Source organism: Aeromonas sp. EU05-FHT14A05, from assembly GCF_058791175.1.
Genome location: NZ_JBYTDH010000010.1, coordinates 87,259 through 105,993 on the forward strand (window position 1 = coordinate 87,259; position 18,735 = coordinate 105,993).

Below are 18,735 nucleotides of genomic sequence, written 5' to 3' on the forward strand. Positions count from 1 at the left end.
GGCCAGGATTAGGCATGATTTACGATTTTCCCCTCAACGAAAAAAGCCGGACCTATCTTCGTCTGGAGTCCCTGTTTTCCCAGATCCGCGACAATCTGGAGAGTGACCAGTCCTGGGCACACATCGCCTTCTTCAAGGGGTTGTTCGATTTGCAGGAGTTGCTGGAGCGCGGTGATCTGCGCGCCGACCTGATCAAGGATCTGGAGCGTCTCGGCCAGCGGCTGAGCCATTGGGCCAGCCTGCCGGACGTTGACCTCGAGCAGATCCAGCGGATGCAGCAGGAGAGCACCCAGCTTTCCCGCAACCTGCTCAACTCCCCTCGCCCCGGTGCCCGCCTGAAAGAGGATCGTCTGCTCGGCTCCATCCGCCAGCGCTTCTCCATTCCCGGTGGCCTGTGTGCCTTCGACGTGCCACAACTGCACCACTGGCTGGTGACGCCGGCGGTTGCTCGTCATCAACAGATGCAGCAATGGCTCAGCGACATCAATCTGCTGATGAACGCCATCTCCCTGCTGCTGCGGCTGTGGCGTGAATCTGGCCACTTCAGCGATCAGGTTGCCACCAACGGCTTCTTCCAGGATACCGCCGAGGGGGCCGAGCTGATCCGTATCCGTCTGATCGGATCCCAGTCCTGCTACCCGACCCTGAGCGGCCACAAGAACCGCTTCGCCCTGCGTTTTCTGCCCACCGCAGAACAGCCGATTGGCGATGTGCCTTTCCAGCTCGCCTGCTGCTAAGGAGGCATCCAGATGGTCACCAAGGTCAAGTGCCCGACTTGTCAGAGCGAAGTGGAATGGGGTCCCCAGAGCCCGTTTCGTCCCTTCTGCAGCAAGCGCTGCCAGCTGATCGATCTCGGCGAATGGGCCGATGAAGAGAAGCGGATCCCGGGGGAGATCAATCCGGATCTGCTGCCGGATCCGGAAGAGGGCGACCAGTGGCTATAGGCCCTGGCGGATTCGCCTCTGCAAAATGAAAAAGGGCCGATTGGCCCTTTTTCATTGTCTCTTGCCATCGGCTCACGCCAACGCGGCCTGCAGCCGCGCCACTATGGGACCATTGGCATCGGGAAAGTGGTAGTTGTGCAGCTCGGCCAGCGGCACCCAGCGACACTCCTGCCCTTCCTTGCCAAAGGGCTCGCCCAGGAAGCGGGTCACTTTCCAGATATCCAGCAGCACCTGCTTGTCCGGGTAGTCGTGATGCAGCTCCATGAAGGGAGCGCAATCCTGCACCCGGATGCCTATCTCTTCCCACAGCTCCCTGTCGAGCGCGGTGAGCAGGTCTTCCCCCGACTCTACCTTGCCCCCGGGAAACTCCCAGCGATCACCCTGATGGCGATCGGAGGAGCGCTTGGCGATGAAGATATCGCCCCGTTCATTCTCGATGACGCCGACCGCCACCCAGATCCGCTTTTTCTGTTCCATCTTGCTACCTTTGCACTCTCTGCCTGATCGGGTCGCTCTATGACCCCAACCCCCGGTTGGGTGAGCTGCCGATGATGCCTGACATCCGATTTTGCGTCGCCATGCGACAAAAACAAGGCGGGCACCGGGCCCGCCTTGTCATGGCATTAGGTCACTCAGGTCAACTGACCGTGACAATGCTTGTACTTCTTGCCGGATCCGCAGGGGCAGGGATCGTTGCGACCGACCTTCTGCTCGTCGCGCACGAAGGTCACCGGCGCCGCGTCGGCCTGGGTCTCTTCGTCGGCCAGCTGGTTCTCGGCGGCGGCATGGGTATAGGTGCGGGGAGCCGCTTCCGCCTGCTGGCGCTGCTGCTCTTCCATCGCCTCCACGTCGCGCTCCTGGACCTGTACCCGGCTCAGGATGCTGACCACGTCGCGCTTGAGGGTTTCCAGCATCTGGGTGAAGAGATCGAAGGACTCGCGCTTGTACTCCTGCTTGGGGTTCTTCTGGGCGTAGCCGCGCAGATGGATGCCCTGGCGCAGGTGATCCATGGCCGCCAGATGCTCCTTCCACAGGCCGTCCAGGGTCTGCAGCATCACCGCCTTCTCGAAGTTGCGCAATACGTCCTTGCCGACCAGCTCCTCCTTGTGGGCGTAGAGCTTGGTGGCTTCTTCCAGGATGCGCTCGCGCAGCTTCTCTTCATACAGCTTGTCGTCTTCCGCCAGCCACTGCTGCAGCGGCAGCTCCAGCGCGAAATCGGACTTCAGGCGCGCTTCCAGACCCGGCACGTCCCACATCTCTTCCAGAGACTGGGGCGGAATGTACTCGTCGATCACGCTGCCATAGACGTCGTCACGGATGACGTGGATGGTGTCGGAGATGTCGTTGGTGTCCAGCAGTTCGTTGCGCTGCTCATAGACCACCTTGCGCTGGTCGTTCGCCACGTCGTCGAATTCGAGCAGGTTTTTACGGATGTCGAAGTTGCGACCCTCCACCTTGCGCTGGGCGTTCTCGATGGCCTTGGTCACCCAGGGGTGCTCGATAGCCTCGCCCTCTTCCATGCCCAGCTTCTTCATCATGCCGGTCACGCGATCGGAGGCGAAGATCCGCATCAGGGTATCTTCCATGGAGAGGTAGAAGCGGGAGGAGCCCGGGTCACCCTGACGACCGGAACGGCCGCGCAGCTGGTTGTCGATACGGCGGGATTCGTGACGCTCGGTACCGATGATGTGCAGGCCACCGGCGGCCAGTACGGCGTCATGACGCACTTGCCAGGCCGCTTTCAGCTCGGCAATCTGTTCGCTGGTCGGGTTTTCCAGCGCGGCGATCTCGGCCTGCCAGTTGCCCCCCAGCACTATGTCGGTACCACGACCGGCCATGTTGGTGGCTATGGTGACGGCGCCGGTCTGACCGGCCTGGGCGACGATTTCCGCTTCCATGGCATGGAACTTGGCGTTCAGCACCTTGTGCGGGATATTCTCCTTGGTCAGGACGCCGGACAGCAGTTCGGAGTTCTCGATGGAGACGGTACCGACCAGCACCGGCTGACCACGCTCGACGCAGCCGCGGATGTCTTCGACGATGGCGGCATACTTTTCCTGGGCGGTCAGATAGACCAGATCGCCCATGTCCTTGCGCACCATCGGCTTGTTGGTCGGAATGACCACGGTATCCAGGCCATAGATCTGCTGGAATTCAAAAGCTTCGGTATCCGCAGTCCCGGTCATCCCCGCCAGCTTGTCATACAGACGGAAGTAGTTCTGGAAGGTGATGGAGGCCAGGGTCTGGTTCTCGTTCTGGATCTTGACCCCTTCCTTCGCCTCGACCGCCTGATGCAGGCCGTCGGACCAGCGACGACCCGGCATGGTACGGCCGGTGTGCTCGTCGACGATGACGATCTCGTCCTTCTGGACTATGTAGTCGACGTTGCGTTCAAACAGGGTATGGGCACGCAGACCGGCGTTGACATGGTGCAGCAGGCTGATGTTGGTGGCGGAGAACAGGGAGTCCTCTTCCGCCAGCAGCCCCTCTTTCTTGAGCAGCTCTTCCACGAAGATCTGACCGTTTTCGGTCAGCAGCGCCTGGCGGTTCTTCTCGTCCACGGTGTAGTGGCCGTCGCCGGTATACTCTTCCGAGTCTTCCTTGTCCTGTTTGACCAGCAGCGGGATCAGCTTGTTGATCTGGGTGTACATGGCGGAGCTGTCTTCCGCCGGACCCGAAATGATGAGCGGGGTACGGGCTTCATCGATAAGCACCGAATCCACCTCATCCACCAGCGCGTAGTTGAGCGGACGCTGCACGCGCTGCTCGGGCGAGAACGCCATGTTGTCGCGCAGGTAATCGAAACCGAATTCGTTGTTGGTACCGTAAGTGATGTCGGCGGCGTAGGCGTCGCGCTTCTGGGACGCGTCCATGCCGGGCACGTTGCAGTCGACCGTCATGCCGAGGAAGGTGAACAGCGGGCGGTTCGCCTCCGCATCACGCTTGGCCAGATAGTCGTTCACCGTCACCACGTGCACACCACGACCGGTCAGCGCGTTCAGATAGGCAGGCAGAGTCGCGGTGAGGGTCTTACCTTCACCGGTTTTCATTTCGGCGATGCGGTTGGAGTTCAGCACCATGCCGCCGATCAGCTGCACGTCGAAGTGACGCATGCCGAACACCCGGCGGGACGCCTCGCGCACCGTGGCGAACGCTTCCGGCAACAGCTGCTCCAGGGTCTCACCCTGCTCCAGGCGCTGACGGTACTCGGCGGTCTTCGCCTGCAGCTCGCCATCGGACAAGGCCTCGAACTGAGGCTCCATCGCATTGATCTGTTTAACAATTTTGCGCAAAGCCTTGAGCGTTCTGTCGTTCCGGCTGCCGATAATCTTGGTGAGCAGTGTGCTAATCATGTGTACCAACTGTTTTGGTTATATAAGCGTTCCGTCACTGGAACCTGAAGAAAAAACCTAACCCCGTCTGGCATTCAGAAAGCGCGCGGGGTTGACCTGACGACCATCTTTCAACACTTCGTAATGCAGATGGACCCCGGTCGCACGACCGGTACGCCCCATCAAGGCAATCTTCTGGCCCTCATCGACCAGGGTGCCCACATCCACCAACAACTTGGAATTGTGGGCATAACGGGTCACCAGACCATTGCCATGGTCTATCTCCACCATGTTGCCAAATTCCGGGTGGCGGCCTGCCCAGCTGATGATCCCCTTGCCTGTCGCCAGGATGGGAGTGCCGGGCTTGCCACGAAAATCCACACCCTTGTGCATCTTGGCGCGACCGTTGAACGGGTCTACCCGTCCACCGAACCCGGAGGAGATCCAGACTCGCTCCTGCTTCACCGGTGAACCCGAGATGAAACCGGCATCGGTGATATGGTGATTCATGATGAAAGATTCAAGTACCGACAGCTGTTCTTCACGGCTGCTGAGCTGCTGGCTGAGGTGTTTCATGGAGGCTTGCAGCTCGCCCAGGCTCACTTCCAGCTCTTCGTCATAGGAAGGACCACCCATGGGGGGCAGCTCCTTGAAATTGAATTCGTCGGGATCGAGGTCTGCCTTCTCGGTCAGACGCTCGCCGAGCGCATTGAGGCGACCGAGCTGCCCCTGCATGGTGCCCACCTGGGCGGCCAGCATGGCAAGCTGTTCACGGGCTTCATCGGCCCCTTGCGTGGATTTTTGCTGTTCGGCCATGGCCAGCGCGACTTCCAGCGCCTCCATTTTCTGGTGCCAGCTCTGCCAGAGCCAACCACCACTCAGTGCCAATACAGTGAAGAGGATACCGCCGACCCAGGCCAGACGTTGTTTGGGTAAGTGCAACTTGCGGCGCTGCTTACCGTTGAGGATCAGGGTAATGCTCATAGAAATCTGTCTTCTCGGTCAGGTGAGGCCAGGAGCCAGCACGGGCAATAAAACCGGGAGATAATCGGTATTAAAGGATGGAATAAACAAATGACAGGACGTCGGTGCGGAGAGATGACCGACGTCCTGTTGCACAGCTATCAGGCCAGAACCAGACCGTTATCGTAGTAAGCGATGGGCGCTTTGTCGCCCTCCGCCTCGAAGGTCACCAGTTCCCAGGCCTCCTGCTTGGCCAGCAAGGCACGCAGCAGTTTGTTGTTCAGGGCATGGCCCGTCTTGTAGGCACGGAATTCACCTATGATGCTGCGGTTGCACATATAGAGGTCACCGATGGCATCCAGCATCTTGTGCTTGACGAACTCGTCCTCGTAACGCAGACCATCTTCGTTCAGCACCCGATAGTCATCCAGTACTACGGCGTTTTCCAGGCTTCCGCCCAGCGCCAGGTTCTGGGAACGCAGGTACTCGATGTCGCGCATGAAGCCGAAGGTACGGGCACGGCTGATCTCTTTCACGAAAGAGGCACCGGAGAAGTCCAGCACGCAACGCTGGTTGCGGCCTTCAAATACCGGATGCTGGAAATCGATCTCGAGATCCATCTTGAAGCCGTTGCGATAGGGGTGGAATTCCGCCCACTTGTCGCCGTCTTCAACCCGCACGCTCTGCTTGATCCGCACGAACTGCTTGGGCGCATTCTGCTCACGTATACCCACTTCTTGCAGCAGGTAGATGAACGGGTGCGCACTGCCATCCATCACCGGGATCTCGGGGGCGTCGACCTCGACATAGAGGTTGTCGATCCCCATCCCGGCCAGGGCGGCAGAGAGGTGTTCGATGGTTGACACGCGGACACCGGCTTCGTTTACCAGAGCGGTACAAAGCACAGTATCACGCACCTGATCGGCGTTGGCTGGCAGCGCGACCACAGGATTCAGATCGGTACGCAAGTAAACGATCCCTGTGTTAACAGGCGCCGGACGGAACGTCATTGTGACTTTCCGGCCCGAATGCAGACCCACACCGGTGGCCTGGACACTCGTTTTCAAGGTTCTTTGTCTAATCATGGGCGTATCCGCTTAACAGCTCAAATTCCTGACCAGATGGTCGTTGCCGGGCCATCTTAGCACAATCCTTAAGCAACAAACAAACCAGGGCCATACGAGGCTTAGTCAGCTTGCTTGCGCAGGAACGCAGGAATATCGAGATAATCCGGTTCGCGACGAGCCTGCGGCTCGGCGTTCACCACCTTGGCCGGGGCCTCTTCCATCACGCGAGACTGCAGGGCTTCGCTGATCAGGGGCTGACGGGCCGGACGCTCTTGTACCATATTATTTTTTACGAGCGTGATGTCGGGCTTGCGCTCGGCACCGATACCGGTGGCCACCACGGTCACACGCAGTTCGTCGTGCATTTCCGGGTCGATTACGGTACCCACCACCACGGTGGCGTTCTCGGAGGCGAAGGCCTTGACCGCGTTACCCACGGTTTCGAACTCTTCGATGGTCATGTCCATGCCGGCGGTGATGTTGACCAGGATGCCACGGGCACCGGCCAGATCCACGTCTTCCAGCAGCGGGCTGGAGATGGCCTTCTCGGCCGCTTCTTCGGCACGGTCATCACCGGAGGCGGAGCCGGTACCCATCATGGCGGTACCCATTTCACGCATCACGGTACGCACGTCCGCGAAGTCGACGTTGATCAGGCCCGGGCGGGTGATCAGCTCGGCAATGCCCTGTACCGCACCCAGCAGTACATCGTTGGCCGCCTTGAAGGCGTCCAGCAGGGAGATGCCACGACCCAGCACCTTCAGCAACTTGTCGTTGGGGATGGTGATCAGGGAGTCGACGTTCTTGGACAGCTCCTCGATACCGTGGGCGGCGAAGCCCATCCGCTTCTTCCCTTCGAAGGAGAACGGCTTGGTCACGACGGCGACGGTCAGGATACCCATCTCGCGGGCCACTTCGGCCACGATAGGTGCGGCACCCGTACCTGTACCACCGCCCATGCCGGCGGCGATGAACACCATGTCTGAACCGGTCAGCAGCTCACGCAGCGCTTCCCTGTCTTCCATGGCGGCATCACGGCCCACTTCCGGATTGGCTCCGGCCCCCAGACCCTTGGTGATGCCACCGCCGATCTGCAGAGTCGTGTTGGCACTGGAGTTGCGCAGCGCCTGGGCGTCGGTGTTGACGGTAATGAACTCAACACCCTCGATGTTTTGACGAACCATGTGCTCGACTGCGTTGCCGCCGCCGCCACCCACACCTATCACCTTGATGACGGCTTCGTCAGTGTGGCTATCCATAAATTCAAACATGTTGTCTCTCCGCTTTATTTGCCTGACTCAGCAAAATCTTTAGAACTCGCCACGCAACCAGTTGCTGACCCGTTTGACCAGCCCACCTACGCTTGCCTTGGCGGCATATTCCTTGCTACTGCCGGTGGATTGATTGGTACGGCCGTACTGCAGCAGCCCGACCGCGGTCGAGTACACAGGTGCCTGCACGTAATCGCTCAATCCCCGAATGTTCATGGGTTCGCCCACCCGGACCTGGCTCTGGAAGATCTGCTCTGCGCACTCCACAATGCCTTCGATCTGGGCCGCGCCACCGGTCAATACCACACCGGCCGCCAGCTGATGCTTGACCCCCTGTGCCTTCAATTCGCTCTGCACCCGTACCAGCTCGTCATTCACCATGGAGAGCAATTCCGTGTAACGGGGTTCAATCACTTCAGCCAGTGTCTGCCGTTGCAGGCTGCGCGCCGGGCGACCGCCGACACTGGGGACTTCAATATTGTCTTCCTTGCTGACCAGGCGGCCGAGGGCGCAACCGTAGCGCACCTTGATCGCTTCGGCGTCCAGCGGCGGGGTGCCGAAGGCGTAGGCGATGTCGCTGGTCACTGTGCTGCCGGCGTAGGGGATCACCTTGGTGTGGCGCAGGGCACCGCCGGTAAACAGCGACATGTCCATGGTACCGCCACCTATGTCCACCACGCAGACACCCAGCTCCTTCTCGTCTTCGGTCAGCACCGCATAGCTGGAAGCCAGGGCCGAAAAGATCAGCTGATCCACCCGCAGACCGACCTTCTCCACACATTTCTCGATGTTGCGAGCCATGTCGTTGTGGCAGGTGATCAGGTGCACCTTGGCCGCCATCCGCACACCGGAGAGACCGACCGGATTCTTGATCCCTTCCTGATAGTCGATGGCAAACTCCTGGGGCAGCACGTGCAGCACCCGCAGTTCGTCCGACAGTCGCACCGACTTGGCGGTGTGGATGACGTTGTCCACGTCCTCCTGGGTCACCTCTTCATCGGAGATGGGCACCATGCCGGTCTCGTTGCGGCAATCGATGTGCTTGCCGGACAGCCCCAGATAGACGGAGCTTATCTGGCAGTCAGCCATCATCTCGGCCTCTTCCACCGCGCGGCGCAGGGACTTGACCACGGAGTCGAGGTCATTGACCCCGCCCTTCTCCATCCCGCGAGAAGCGTGGCTGCCCATGCCGATGACATTGAGCTCGCCATCGGGCAATACTTCGCCAACCAGTACCGCCACCTTGGTCGTGCCGATATCCAGTCCGACAATCAAATTTCTATCTGCGGTGTTGGTCATTCACTTTCTCTTCGCTTTTCTTCCAGCCAACTGCCATTCCGGTGTCGTATCGAAGATCCACGTAAGCGACCCGCTCACGGGGTTCGATGACCGGAAAGGCATCGATAAACCGCTGCAGGCGAAGCGCGATATCCGAGCGCCCCACGAACAGCTGAATGTTGCCATCCAGGGTCAGTTCCCAGGCATGGCGGGGGGTCAGATTCACCCCCAACAACTTGTATCCCTTGGCCGCCAGCAGCGTCTCGTACTGATGGCTGGCTTCCAGCACCTTGGCGGCCTGATCATCGGGCCCGGACAACTGCATCAGGGGTTTCTTCACCCTGTCCGGCGCACTGAACACCTCACCCTTGGTGTTGACGAAGCGGTTGCCGTTCCAGCGTGCCGCCACCGCCTGTTCGGTGAGGTAGACCTTGATCTTGTTCGGCCACTTCTTGCGTACCGAGACCTGGGCCACCCAGGGCAGGGCGTTCAACCGCCCCTGCAATTCGTTCACGTCCAGCTCGAAGAAGTTGCGCAACTCGGCGCCATCCAGCACGGCGGCGCGCAACTCATCGGCTTTCAAATATTCGTGTTGCCCCTGCAGCAACAGCTCGCTCATGGGCAACCGACTGGCATCTGTCAGCCAGTCTTTAACATCCAGCGCAGTCTGGTAGAGCCCCCACATGACCAGGATGAAAAATGCCACCCCGGCGATGAAGCCCCCCTTGGTGCGCCCTTGTGCCCTTGCCTCCACCCGATCTATCCCCGTATAACGCGCCATGCCGGCCACTTGCAGACCGGTTCGCCATTATATAGGCCTCGGCTTGGCGGTCAAAATACTCATTGGGCCCTCAGGCACCGGATTTCATGCTATCCACGCTCAATTTCATCTCACCGAGACGGCGGGCAAGTGCCCCGACGTTACCGGCGCCCTGAGTCAGCACCAGATCCCCCTCGCCGATCAGGTCGGCCAGCACGGCCGGCACATCGTCAGGGGTTGCGACAAAGATGGGTTCCAGGGTGCCACGAGAGCGGATGGAGCGGCACAGGGCACGGCCATCGGCACCGGGAATGGGCTCTTCACCGGCGGCATACACCTCCAGCATCACCAGCACATCCACCTTGGAGAGCACGTCGGCGAAATCTTCGTAGAGATCCCGGGTCCGGCTGTAACGGTGCGGCTGGAACACCATGACCAAGCGTTTCTCGGGCCAGCCGGCGCGGGCGGCATTGATGGTGACCTTGACCTCGCTCGGGTGGTGACCGTAGTCATCCACCAGCATGGCCTTGCCACGGCCGGTCTCGAACTCGCCATATTGCTGGAAGCGGCGACCCACCCCTTCAAACTTGGCGAGCGCCTGGATGATGGCCTCGTCGCCAATGCCGTCTTCGGTCGCCACCGCGATGGCGGCGGCGGCGTTGAGCGCATTGTGGATGCCCGGCAGATTCAGGGTGACGGTCAGCTCGCCGGCATCCTTGCGACGGACCCGGAAGCGGCTGCGGTTGCTGGTCTGCACGAAGTCCAGCACCTGCACATCGGCATCCTCGGAAAGGCCGTAGGTCAGGGTTGGACGGGCGATCTCCGGCAGCATGCCGCGGATCACGGGGTCATCCACGCACACCACCGCCAGGCCGTAGAACGGCAGGTTGTGCAAAAAGTCGATGAAGGTGGCCTTGAGCCTGGAGAAGTCGCCGCCATAGGTGTCCATGTGATCCGCTTCGATGTTGGTCACGATGGAGACCATGGGTTGCAGATGCAGGAAGGAGGCGTCGCTCTCGTCCGCCTCGGCGATCAGGTAGCGGCTGCTGCCCAGGCGGGCATTGGTGCCGGCGCTGTTGAGCAGGCCGCCGATGACGAAGGTCGGATCCCGGTCGGCTTCGGCATAGATGCTCGCCACCAGGCTGGTGGTGGTGGTCTTGCCGTGGGTGCCGGCGACAGCGACCCCGTGGCGGAAGCGCATCAGCTCGGCCAGCATCTCGGCACGGCGCACCACGGGGATGCGCAGCTCGCGGGCGGCCAACAACTCGGGGTTGTCCTGCTTGATGGCGGTGGAGACCACCACCACGCTCGCCTCGTTCACGTGCTCGGCACTGTGTCCCACGAAGATATGGGCGCCCAGGGACGCCAGCCGCTCGGTCACCGCATTGCGGGACAGATCGGAGCCGGAAATCTGGTAACCCTCGTTGGCAAGCACTTCGGCGATCCCGCCCATACCGGCGCCACCTATGCCGATGAAATGGATGCGACGCACGCGGCGCATTTCGGGGATCACGGTACGCAGTTTTGCCAGTTCAACCTTGGTCATAGCTCTCTCTTCAAGTCTGCCGTCAGCGGTGTGCGCTCGGCGGCATCAATAAATACGGGGACAAGACTGCACGGCCTGGCCTGTGCAATCTTGCTCAACATGCTTTCTCGCTCCGCCCGCTGGCGAGCCGCTTGCACTCATCGGCAACCCGCTCGGCGGCATCTATGATGGCCACCCGACGGGCGGCCTGGGCCATGTACAGCAGGGTCTCCCTGCGTCCGGCGAGCCAGGAGAGACGAGCGGCCAATGAGGCCGGGGTCAGCTCGGACTGGGGCAGGAACTCGGCCGCCCCGCCGTCGACCAGGGTCAGGGCGTTGCGGGTCTGGTGATCGTCCACCGCATGGGGCAGAGGCACGAAGATGGCGGCCACACCGGCGGCAGCCACTTCGGAGACCGTCAGGGCCCCGGCGCGGCACACCACCAGATCGGCCCAGGCATAGGCATCCGCCATGTCCTTGATAAACTCGCTCACCTCGGCCTCGACGCCCAGCTCGGCATAGGCCTGCGCGACGGTCTCCCGGTTGCCCTTGCCGCACTGGTGGCGCACTGCGATGGGCACGCCGGCGGCGGCCACCGCTGGCGGCACCTGCTCGTTGAGCACCCGGGCACCCAGGCTGCCGCCGACGATCAGCAGCCGCAGCGGCTCGGCTCCGCTGCGCAGCTGGGGATCCGGCAGGGCCACCACTTCGGGACGCACCGGGTTGCCCACCACTGCGGTGCGGGCACTGGGCGCAAAGGCGCCGGGGAAGGCCATCAGTACCCGCTTGGCAAGGCGCGCCAGCAGCTTGTTGGTCATGCCGGCCGCCGCGTTCTGCTCGTGCAGCAGCAAGGGAATACCGGCGAGCCAGGCCGCCACGCCGCCCGGGCCTGAGGCGAAGCCCCCCATGCCGAGCACCACATCAGGGCGAATGTTTTTCAGCACGCGACGCGCCTGCAACACGGATTTGACGATGCGATAGGGAGCGACCAGCAGCCGCTTGATGCCGTTGCCACGCACCCCCTGGATGTCGATGAAGGAGATGGGGTAACCGTGGGCGGGCACCAGCTCGGCCTCCATCCGGTCGGCGGTACCGAGCCAGTGAATGGTCCAGCCCTGTGCCTTGAGGCGATCGGCCACGGCCAGCCCGGGGAACACATGGCCCCCGGTACCACCCGCCATCACCAGTAACGTCTTGCTCACGAAACCTCCCGCACACGCGCCTGGGCACTGGCCTGGCGCAACTCGAAATCGATACGAATCAACATGCTCACCGCCACCATCATGATGATGAGACTGGAGCCGCCGTAGCTGACCAGCGGCAGGGTCAGCCCCTTGGTCGGCATCATGCCGCTGGCGGCGCCGACGTTGACGAAGGTCTGGAAACTGAACCAGATGCCGATGCCGATGGCCAGATAGCCTTCATACAGCCGCTCGGCCACCAGCGCCTGATGGCCGAGCTTGAGTGCCTTCACCGCCAGCGCAAAGATGAGGAAGAGCGCACCCAGCACCCCCACGTAGCCCAGCTCCTCGCCCAGGATGGCGAACACGAAGTCGGTGTGGGCCTCCGGCAGGTATTCCATCTTCTGGATGGAGTTGCCCAGCCCCTCGCCAAACCAGCTGCCACGGCCGAACGCCATCAGGGACTGGGTCAGCTGGTAGCCGCTGCCGAAGGGATCGGCCCAGGGATCGAGGAAGGAGGTCACCCGCCGCATCCGATAGGGCTCTGCGATGATCAGGGTCACCACGGCGCTCACCCCCACCAGGATAAGACCGATGAACTGCACCATGCGGGCCCCCGCCAGGAACAGCATGCCGAGGGAGGTGACGAACATCACCACCACGGAGCCGAGGTCAGGCTGGGCCAGCAGCAGGGTGGCCACCACGAACAGCACCGCCATGGGTTTCATGAAGCCGATGAAGCGCTCGCGCACCTCGCTCTGGCGGCGTACCAGGTAGCCCGCCAGATAGACGAACAGCGCCAGCTTGCCGAACTCCGCCGGCTGCAGGTTGAAGGGGCCGAGCGGCAACCAGCGCACCGAGCCGTTGACGCTGCGCCCCACCAGCAACACCATGACCAGCATCAGGATGGCGAGCAGCAGCATGGGGCCGTTGTACTGCTGCCAGCGCGCCATGGGCACCTGCAGCACGAACCAGGAGATGCCGAGGGCCATCACCAGGAAGAGACCGTGCCGTTTGACGAACATGAAGGGGTCATCGCCGAGGGCAATCCCTTCGGGAATGGAGGCCGAGGCCACTATCACCAGGCCCACCGACATCAGCGCCAGCGCCAGCACCACCAGCTGCCGGTCGTAGAGACCGGCGGGACGCGCCGGCAACAACCAGCGCTGCAAGTAGCCTGCGACCACGCGAAGGGCGTTCATAGCATCATCACCAGTTCGGTAAAGCGATCGCCGCGAGCCTCGAAGGACTTGAATTGATCCAGGCTGGCGCAGGCCGGCGCCAGCAGCACCCAGTCACCGGGTCTGGCATCGGCGGCGGCCTTGGCGACGGCGTCATCGAGGGAGGCGACCTTCTCGGTCTGCTCACCGAGGGCGAGCAGTATGTCCGCATCCTGACCGAAGCAGTACATGTGATCGATCTGGCTGCCGAGCAACGCCTGCACAGGGCCGAAATCCTGGCCCTTGCCCTGACCACCGGCCAGCAGCAGCAAACGGCCCTTCACCGACTCGCGCACCCCGGCCACGGCGGCCAGGGTGGCCCCCACGTTGGTGGCCTTGGAGTCGTTGATCCAGCGCACCCCGTTCACCTCCCGCACGAAGCGGGCACGGTGGGGCAGGCCTTCGAAACGGCGCAGCACGGCGAGTTGCGGCTCCCGGGGAATGCCGACCGCATCGCACAGGGCCATAGCCGCCAGGGCGTTGGCCTGATTGTGGGCACCGACTATCTTCATTTCGTCCACCGCCAGCAGCGGCTCCCCGTGCAGGGTCAGCCAGTGGCGACCCGCCAGCTCGCAGCGGCCGTAGCCGTTGCAATCGAGCCCGAAGCTCTGCCACACCTGACCCACGTCGGGCAGGGTCTGGGGATCGTCCCGGTTGACCAGGATGTGCTGGGAGTGCTGATGGATCTCCATCTTGGCGGCGCGGTAATCCGCCATGCCCTGATAGCGATCCATATGATCTTCACTGAGGTTCAGCACCACGGACGCGGCGGCACGCAGACTGCAGGTGGTCTCCAGCTGGAAGCTGGAGAGCTCCAGCACGCAGAGATCCATGGGCTGCTTGAGCAGCTCCAGCGCCGGGGTGCCTATGTTGCCACCCACACCTACCTTGAGGCCCGCCTCGGCGATCATCTCGCCCACCAGGGTGGTCACCGTGCTCTTGCCGTTGGAGCCTGTGATGGCGATGACGGGGGTCTGGGTCTCGCGCACGAACAGCTCGATGTCGCCGACGATGCGCACCCCGAACTCGGCGGCGGCTTTCAGCTCGGGGGTCGCCAGGGCGATGCCGGGGCTCGCCACTATCATGTGCGCCTGCTTGAGCAGATCGGCGTCCAGCCCGTGAATCAGCTCCACCTCGGGGGGGAGTTGCTCCTTGCCCGGGGGATTGGCGCGGGTATCCATCACCAGGGGCGTGACACCACGACCGAGGAAGTAGTCCACGCAGGAGAGTCCGGTTTTGCCGAGTCCGATGATGATGACCATGGCTTACCTCACCTTCAGGGTGGCGAGGCCGAGCAGCACCAGCATGAGGGTGATGATCCAGAAGCGCACGATGACGCGCGGCTCCGGCCAGCCCTTCTTCTCATAGTGGTGATGGATGGGCGCCATGCGGAAGATGCGCACGCCGCGCAGCTTGTAGGACCCCACCTGCAGGATCACCGAGACGGTCTCCATCACGAAAACGCCCCCCATGATCACCAGCAGGAACTCCTGACGTACCAGCACGGCTATGGTGCCGAGCGCCCCGCCGAGGGCCAGGGAACCGACGTCCCCCATGAAGACCTGGGCCGGATAGGTGTTGAACCAGAGGAAGCCCAGACCCGCGCCCACGATGGCGGTACAGACGATCACCAGCTCGGAGGTATAGGGCACGTAGGGAATGTGCAGGTAGTTCGCGAAGTTCACGTTGCCGGTGGCCCAGGCGACAAAGGCAAAGCCCCCCGCCACCATCACGGTCGGCATGATGGCCAGACCATCCAGGCCGTCGGTCAGGTTGACCGCATTGGAGGTACCGACGATGACGAAGTAGGTCAGCACGATGAACATCAGACCGAGCTGCGGCATCACATCCTTGAGGAAGGGCACCACCAGCTGGGTCTGGCCGTCATGGGTCGCGGTGGCATAGAGGAACACAGCCACGGCCAGGGCGACTGCCGACTGCCAGAAGTACTTCCAGCGGGCGATCAGCCCATCGGTGTTCTTGCGTACCACCTTGAGGTAGTCGTCGGCAAAGCCGATGGCGCCGTAGGCGCCGAGCACGAACAGCACCAGCCAGACATAGGGGTTGTCGAGGCGGCTCCAGAGCAGCACAGAGATGAAGATGGCCGCAATGATCATCAGGCCCCCCATGGTCGGGGTGCCCTTCTTGCTGAGGTGTGACTCGGGGCCGTCGTTGCGGATCACCTGGCCGAATTTCAGGATCTGCAGGCGGCGGATGAGGCGCGGCCCCATCCAGAGCGCCACCACCAGACCCGTGATGATCGACAGGATGGCGCGGAACGTCAGGTAGGAGAAGACGTTGAAGAAGGTGAAGTGCGGGGTGAGCAGTTCCGCCAGCCAGACTAGCATGTGGCTGACTCCTGACGGTCAACGACCATCTTGACGATATCTTCCATGCGGGAACCGCGGGCACCCTTGACCAGGATCGAGATTTCTTGATGTGTATTTATCATTTGCGCAAGCACTTCAAACAACGACGCCTTGTTATCGAAATGTCGACCCGCCGCGGCATCTGCGGTGTGACGACTCTGTTCCCCTACCGTCAGCACGGCGTCGAGGCCCTGCTCGCGGGCGTGGTGTCCGACCCGGGCGTGCTGGGCCGCGGACTCCTCACCCAACTCCTTCATGTCACCGAACACCAGCACCTTGTAGCCGCTCATGGCGGTCAGGGCATCGATGCCCGCCAGCACGGACTCCACGCTGGCGTTGTAGGTGTCATCCACCAGGGTGAGACCACCCCAGCGCTGCACGCAGAAACGGCCCTTGACCGGTGCCATCTGCTCCAGCCCCGCCTTGACGGAGGTGAGCGAAGCGCCAAGGGCCAGGGTACCGGCGGCGGCAGCCAGAGCATTGGCCACGTTGTGGCGGCCCGGAATGGCCAGGGTCAGGTTCACCTCCCCCTGGGGAGTCACCATCACGAATTCGGCGCAGCCCTGCCCGTTGAGCGCTATGTCGCGGGCATGGAAGGGCTGGCTCTGATCCTCGAGGGAGAAGGCGCACTGGATGCCCCGCTCCCGCCACTTCGGCCAGAACTCGTTGTCGGCATTGACGATGGCGGTGCCGCCCTCGCTCAGGCCCTCAAAAATCTCGCTCTTGGCGTGGAACACCCCTTCCAGGGAGCCGAAGCCTTCCAGATGGGCGGCGGCCACGTTGTTGATGATGGCGGCATCGGGTCTGGCCAATGAGGTGGTCCAGGCGATCTCCCCCGGGTGGTTGGCACCCAGCTCCATCACCGCAAACCGGTGCTGAGGTTCGAGGCGCAGCAGGGTGAGCGGCACCCCCACTTCGTTGTTGAAGTTGCCGGCGGTGGCCAGCACCTCCCCCTCACAGCGCAGGATGGCGGTCGCCATCTCCTTCACCGTGGTCTTGCCACAGCTGCCGGTGATGGCCAGCACTTTCGGATTGATGCGCTCGCGCACCAGCTTGCCGAGGCGCCCCAGTCCCTTGAGGGTATCGGCCACCATCAGTTGCGGTATGGCCAGGGGCAGCTCGCGCTCCACCAGCAGGGCAGAGGCCCCTGCCTGAAGGGCCTGGTCGCAGAAATCGTGGGCGTCGAAACGCTCGCCACGCAGCGCGACGAACAGCGCCCCCTTGCCCAGGGTGCGGGTGTCGGTACTGACCGCCGTGATCTCGTGGTCGCCGCCGATCAGACGGGCATCGAGCACCTGCGCCAGCTCGGCAAGCCTGAGGGTCATCATCTGAATGACTCCATTAATGTGTGCAAGGCGGCCGCGACGGTTTCCCGATCGCTGTAGTGCCGCTTGTCGGTTCCAATGATCTGATAATCCTCGTGGCCCTTACCGGCCACCAGGATGATGTCCTGCTTGCTCGCCTGGCTCAGTGCCAGCTGGATCGCCTTGACCCTGTCGTGCTCGATCTGCACGGCGGCAGGATCGCGAAGGCCCGCCACCATGTCCGCCATGATCTGCTCCGGCGCCTCGGTACGGGGATTGTCGTCGGTCAGGATCACGCAGTCCGCATGTTGCTCCGCCATGGCGGCCATCATGGGCCGCTTGCCGCGATCCCTGTCGCCACCACAGCCCACCAGGCACCAGAGCCGGCCTTCGCAGTGCACCCGCAGGGCCTGCAATGCCTTCTCCAGCGCATCCGGGGTATGGGCATAATCGACCACCGCCAGCGGCGCCTTGCCACCGCCGAAGCACTCCATGCGACCGGTCACGGGTTGCAGTTTCGGGGCACTGGCCAGCAGTGCATCGAAGTCATAACCCAGTACCAGCATGGCGCCCATGGCGGCCAGCACATTGCTGACGTTGAAGCGGCCGAGCAAGGGGGCGGATAATACACCATTCCCCCAGCTGGAGTTAATGCGCGTGTCAAATCCTTGTTGGTGGAAATGGGGATCCTGCGCCGTCAACTGTCGCCCGGCATGGTTTTCAATCGGGCCATGCACGCCGAAGGCCACCGCGCCGGGGTAGGCTGCCAGCCACTGGCGCCCCAGACGGTCGTCGGCATTGATGACCGCACAGGGCTCGTCCACCAGTTTCAACAACTCTTCCTTGGCGGCGCCATAGGCCTCCATGGTGCCGTGATAATCCAGATGATCACGGCTCAGGTTGGTGAACACAGCCGCGGAAAACGGCAGGGCTGCGACGCGGTGCTGCACCAGACCGTGACTGGAGACTTCCATCGCCACCAGGCTCGCCCCCTGCTCCTGCAGGGCGGCCAGATTGGCCTGCACCTGGACGGCGCTGCCGGTGGTGTTTTCCGCTTCGATCAGATTGCCAAACAGGCCATTGCCTATGGTGCCCATCACCCCGGCCTTGCCTCCCAACAGGGTGCGCCAGTTGGCGACCAGCAGGGCCGTGGTGCTCTTGCCGTTGGTGCCAGTGATGCCCACCAGTTGCAGCTTCTGCGCCGGATGGTCATAGAAATGGCCGGCCAGTTCGGAGAGACGAGCGGGCAGATCCTTGAGCCCGAAACAGGGGATCGAGGTGGCGGGGGCCACAAATTCCCCATCCTCCTCAAACAGGACGGCGGTCGCTCCCTGAGCCACCGCCTGTTCGATGAAACGCCTGCCATCCATCTGGTGGCCCCGGATTGCCACGAAGAGAGAACCGGGCCCGACTCGCCGGCTGTCGAGCTGGATGTCGGTGAGCGCGAGCGCCGGGGCATGGATGCCGAAATGGCTCATGAGTTGATCAAGTGCGCGGGGCGGCAGCATGGGAAGCCTCCGAA

Annotated in this window: 16 protein-coding genes; 2 read left to right on the top strand and 14 right to left on the bottom strand. The window is 62.4% G+C overall.

The window, feature by feature from the left end:
* The first annotated feature begins 14 nt into the window (after positions 1–14).
* Both zapD and yacG read left to right on the top strand, forming a co-directional pair.
* Positions 15–737 carry a cell division protein ZapD gene (gene zapD, locus AC3WR3_RS14800; protein ID WP_202047340.1) on the top strand — a complete coding sequence of 241 codons (723 nt, stop codon included), beginning with the start codon at positions 15–17 and terminating at the stop codon, positions 735–737.
* 12 nt (positions 738–749) lie between these two features.
* Positions 750–944, top strand: a complete 195-nt coding sequence (gene yacG, locus AC3WR3_RS14805; RefSeq protein ID WP_042053535.1) for a DNA gyrase inhibitor YacG — start codon at positions 750–752, stop codon at positions 942–944.
* Positions 945–1,016: 72 nt separating this feature from the next.
* Here the strand turns inward: yacG and mutT are convergent, their stop codons facing one another.
* The 14 genes from mutT to murE all read right to left on the bottom strand — a co-directional run bounded on the left by mutT (position 1,017) and on the right by murE (position 18,721).
* On the bottom strand, positions 1,017–1,421 hold the full coding sequence (mutT, locus tag AC3WR3_RS14810; RefSeq protein ID WP_202047341.1) for an 8-oxo-dGTP diphosphatase MutT: 405 nt from the start codon (positions 1,419–1,421) through the stop codon (positions 1,017–1,019).
* A 155-nt stretch (positions 1,422–1,576) separates the two neighbouring features.
* Positions 1,577–4,297 (bottom strand): preprotein translocase subunit SecA, encoded by a 2,721-nt coding sequence (gene secA, locus AC3WR3_RS14815; RefSeq protein WP_492292211.1) that lies wholly within the window; start codon positions 4,295–4,297, stop codon positions 1,577–1,579.
* Between the two features lie 57 nt (positions 4,298–4,354).
* On the bottom strand, positions 4,355–5,260 hold the full coding sequence (locus tag AC3WR3_RS14820; protein ID WP_042649032.1) for a M23 family metallopeptidase: 906 nt from the start codon (positions 5,258–5,260) through the stop codon (positions 4,355–4,357).
* A 140-nt stretch (positions 5,261–5,400) separates the two neighbouring features.
* A complete protein-coding gene (gene lpxC / locus AC3WR3_RS14825; RefSeq protein ID WP_042649033.1) occupies positions 5,401–6,324 on the bottom strand; it encodes a UDP-3-O-acyl-N-acetylglucosamine deacetylase in 924 nt (307 codons plus the stop codon).
* Between the two features lie 101 nt (positions 6,325–6,425).
* Entirely contained in the window at positions 6,426–7,577 is a 1,152-nt protein-coding gene (ftsZ, locus tag AC3WR3_RS14830) for a cell division protein FtsZ (RefSeq protein WP_005305686.1), read from the bottom strand.
* A 39-nt stretch (positions 7,578–7,616) separates the two neighbouring features.
* The gene (gene ftsA / locus AC3WR3_RS14835) at positions 7,617–8,876 is read right to left on the bottom strand and encodes a cell division protein FtsA (RefSeq protein ID WP_025328454.1); all 1,260 of its coding nucleotides are present in this window, start codon (positions 8,874–8,876) and stop codon (positions 7,617–7,619) included.
* On the bottom strand, positions 8,857–9,609 hold the full coding sequence (locus tag AC3WR3_RS14840; protein WP_025328455.1) for a cell division protein FtsQ/DivIB: 753 nt from the start codon (positions 9,607–9,609) through the stop codon (positions 8,857–8,859). The genes ftsA and AC3WR3_RS14840 overlap by 20 nt, the downstream gene beginning before the upstream one ends.
* Positions 9,610–9,706: 97 nt before the next feature.
* Positions 9,707–11,161 carry a UDP-N-acetylmuramate--L-alanine ligase gene (gene murC / locus AC3WR3_RS14845; RefSeq protein WP_041204901.1) on the bottom strand — a complete coding sequence of 485 codons (1,455 nt, stop codon included), beginning with the start codon at positions 11,159–11,161 and terminating at the stop codon, positions 9,707–9,709.
* Positions 11,162–11,255: 94 nt separating this feature from the next.
* Entirely contained in the window at positions 11,256–12,341 is a 1,086-nt protein-coding gene (murG, locus tag AC3WR3_RS14850) for an undecaprenyldiphospho-muramoylpentapeptide beta-N-acetylglucosaminyltransferase (RefSeq protein WP_171273128.1), read from the bottom strand.
* Positions 12,338–13,522: a cell division protein FtsW gene (gene ftsW, locus AC3WR3_RS14855; RefSeq protein WP_171273127.1), complete on the bottom strand. Its 1,185-nt coding sequence runs from the start codon at positions 13,520–13,522 to the stop codon at positions 12,338–12,340. The genes murG and ftsW overlap by 4 nt, the downstream gene beginning before the upstream one ends.
* Entirely contained in the window at positions 13,519–14,802 is a 1,284-nt protein-coding gene (gene murD / locus AC3WR3_RS14860) for a UDP-N-acetylmuramoyl-L-alanine--D-glutamate ligase (protein ID WP_492292212.1), read from the bottom strand. The genes ftsW and murD overlap by 4 nt, the downstream gene beginning before the upstream one ends.
* A gap of 3 nt (positions 14,803–14,805) precedes the next feature.
* Positions 14,806–15,888, bottom strand: a complete 1,083-nt coding sequence (gene mraY, locus AC3WR3_RS14865) for a phospho-N-acetylmuramoyl-pentapeptide-transferase (RefSeq protein WP_005332102.1) — start codon at positions 15,886–15,888, stop codon at positions 14,806–14,808.
* Positions 15,882–17,237 (bottom strand): UDP-N-acetylmuramoyl-tripeptide--D-alanyl-D-alanine ligase, encoded by a 1,356-nt coding sequence (murF, locus tag AC3WR3_RS14870; RefSeq protein WP_492292213.1) that lies wholly within the window; start codon positions 17,235–17,237, stop codon positions 15,882–15,884. The genes mraY and murF overlap by 7 nt, the downstream gene beginning before the upstream one ends.
* Positions 17,234–18,721, bottom strand: a complete 1,488-nt coding sequence (gene murE, locus AC3WR3_RS14875) for a UDP-N-acetylmuramoyl-L-alanyl-D-glutamate--2,6-diaminopimelate ligase (protein WP_492292214.1) — start codon at positions 18,719–18,721, stop codon at positions 17,234–17,236. The genes murF and murE overlap by 4 nt, the downstream gene beginning before the upstream one ends.
* Between the last annotated feature and the right edge of the window lie 14 nt (positions 18,722–18,735).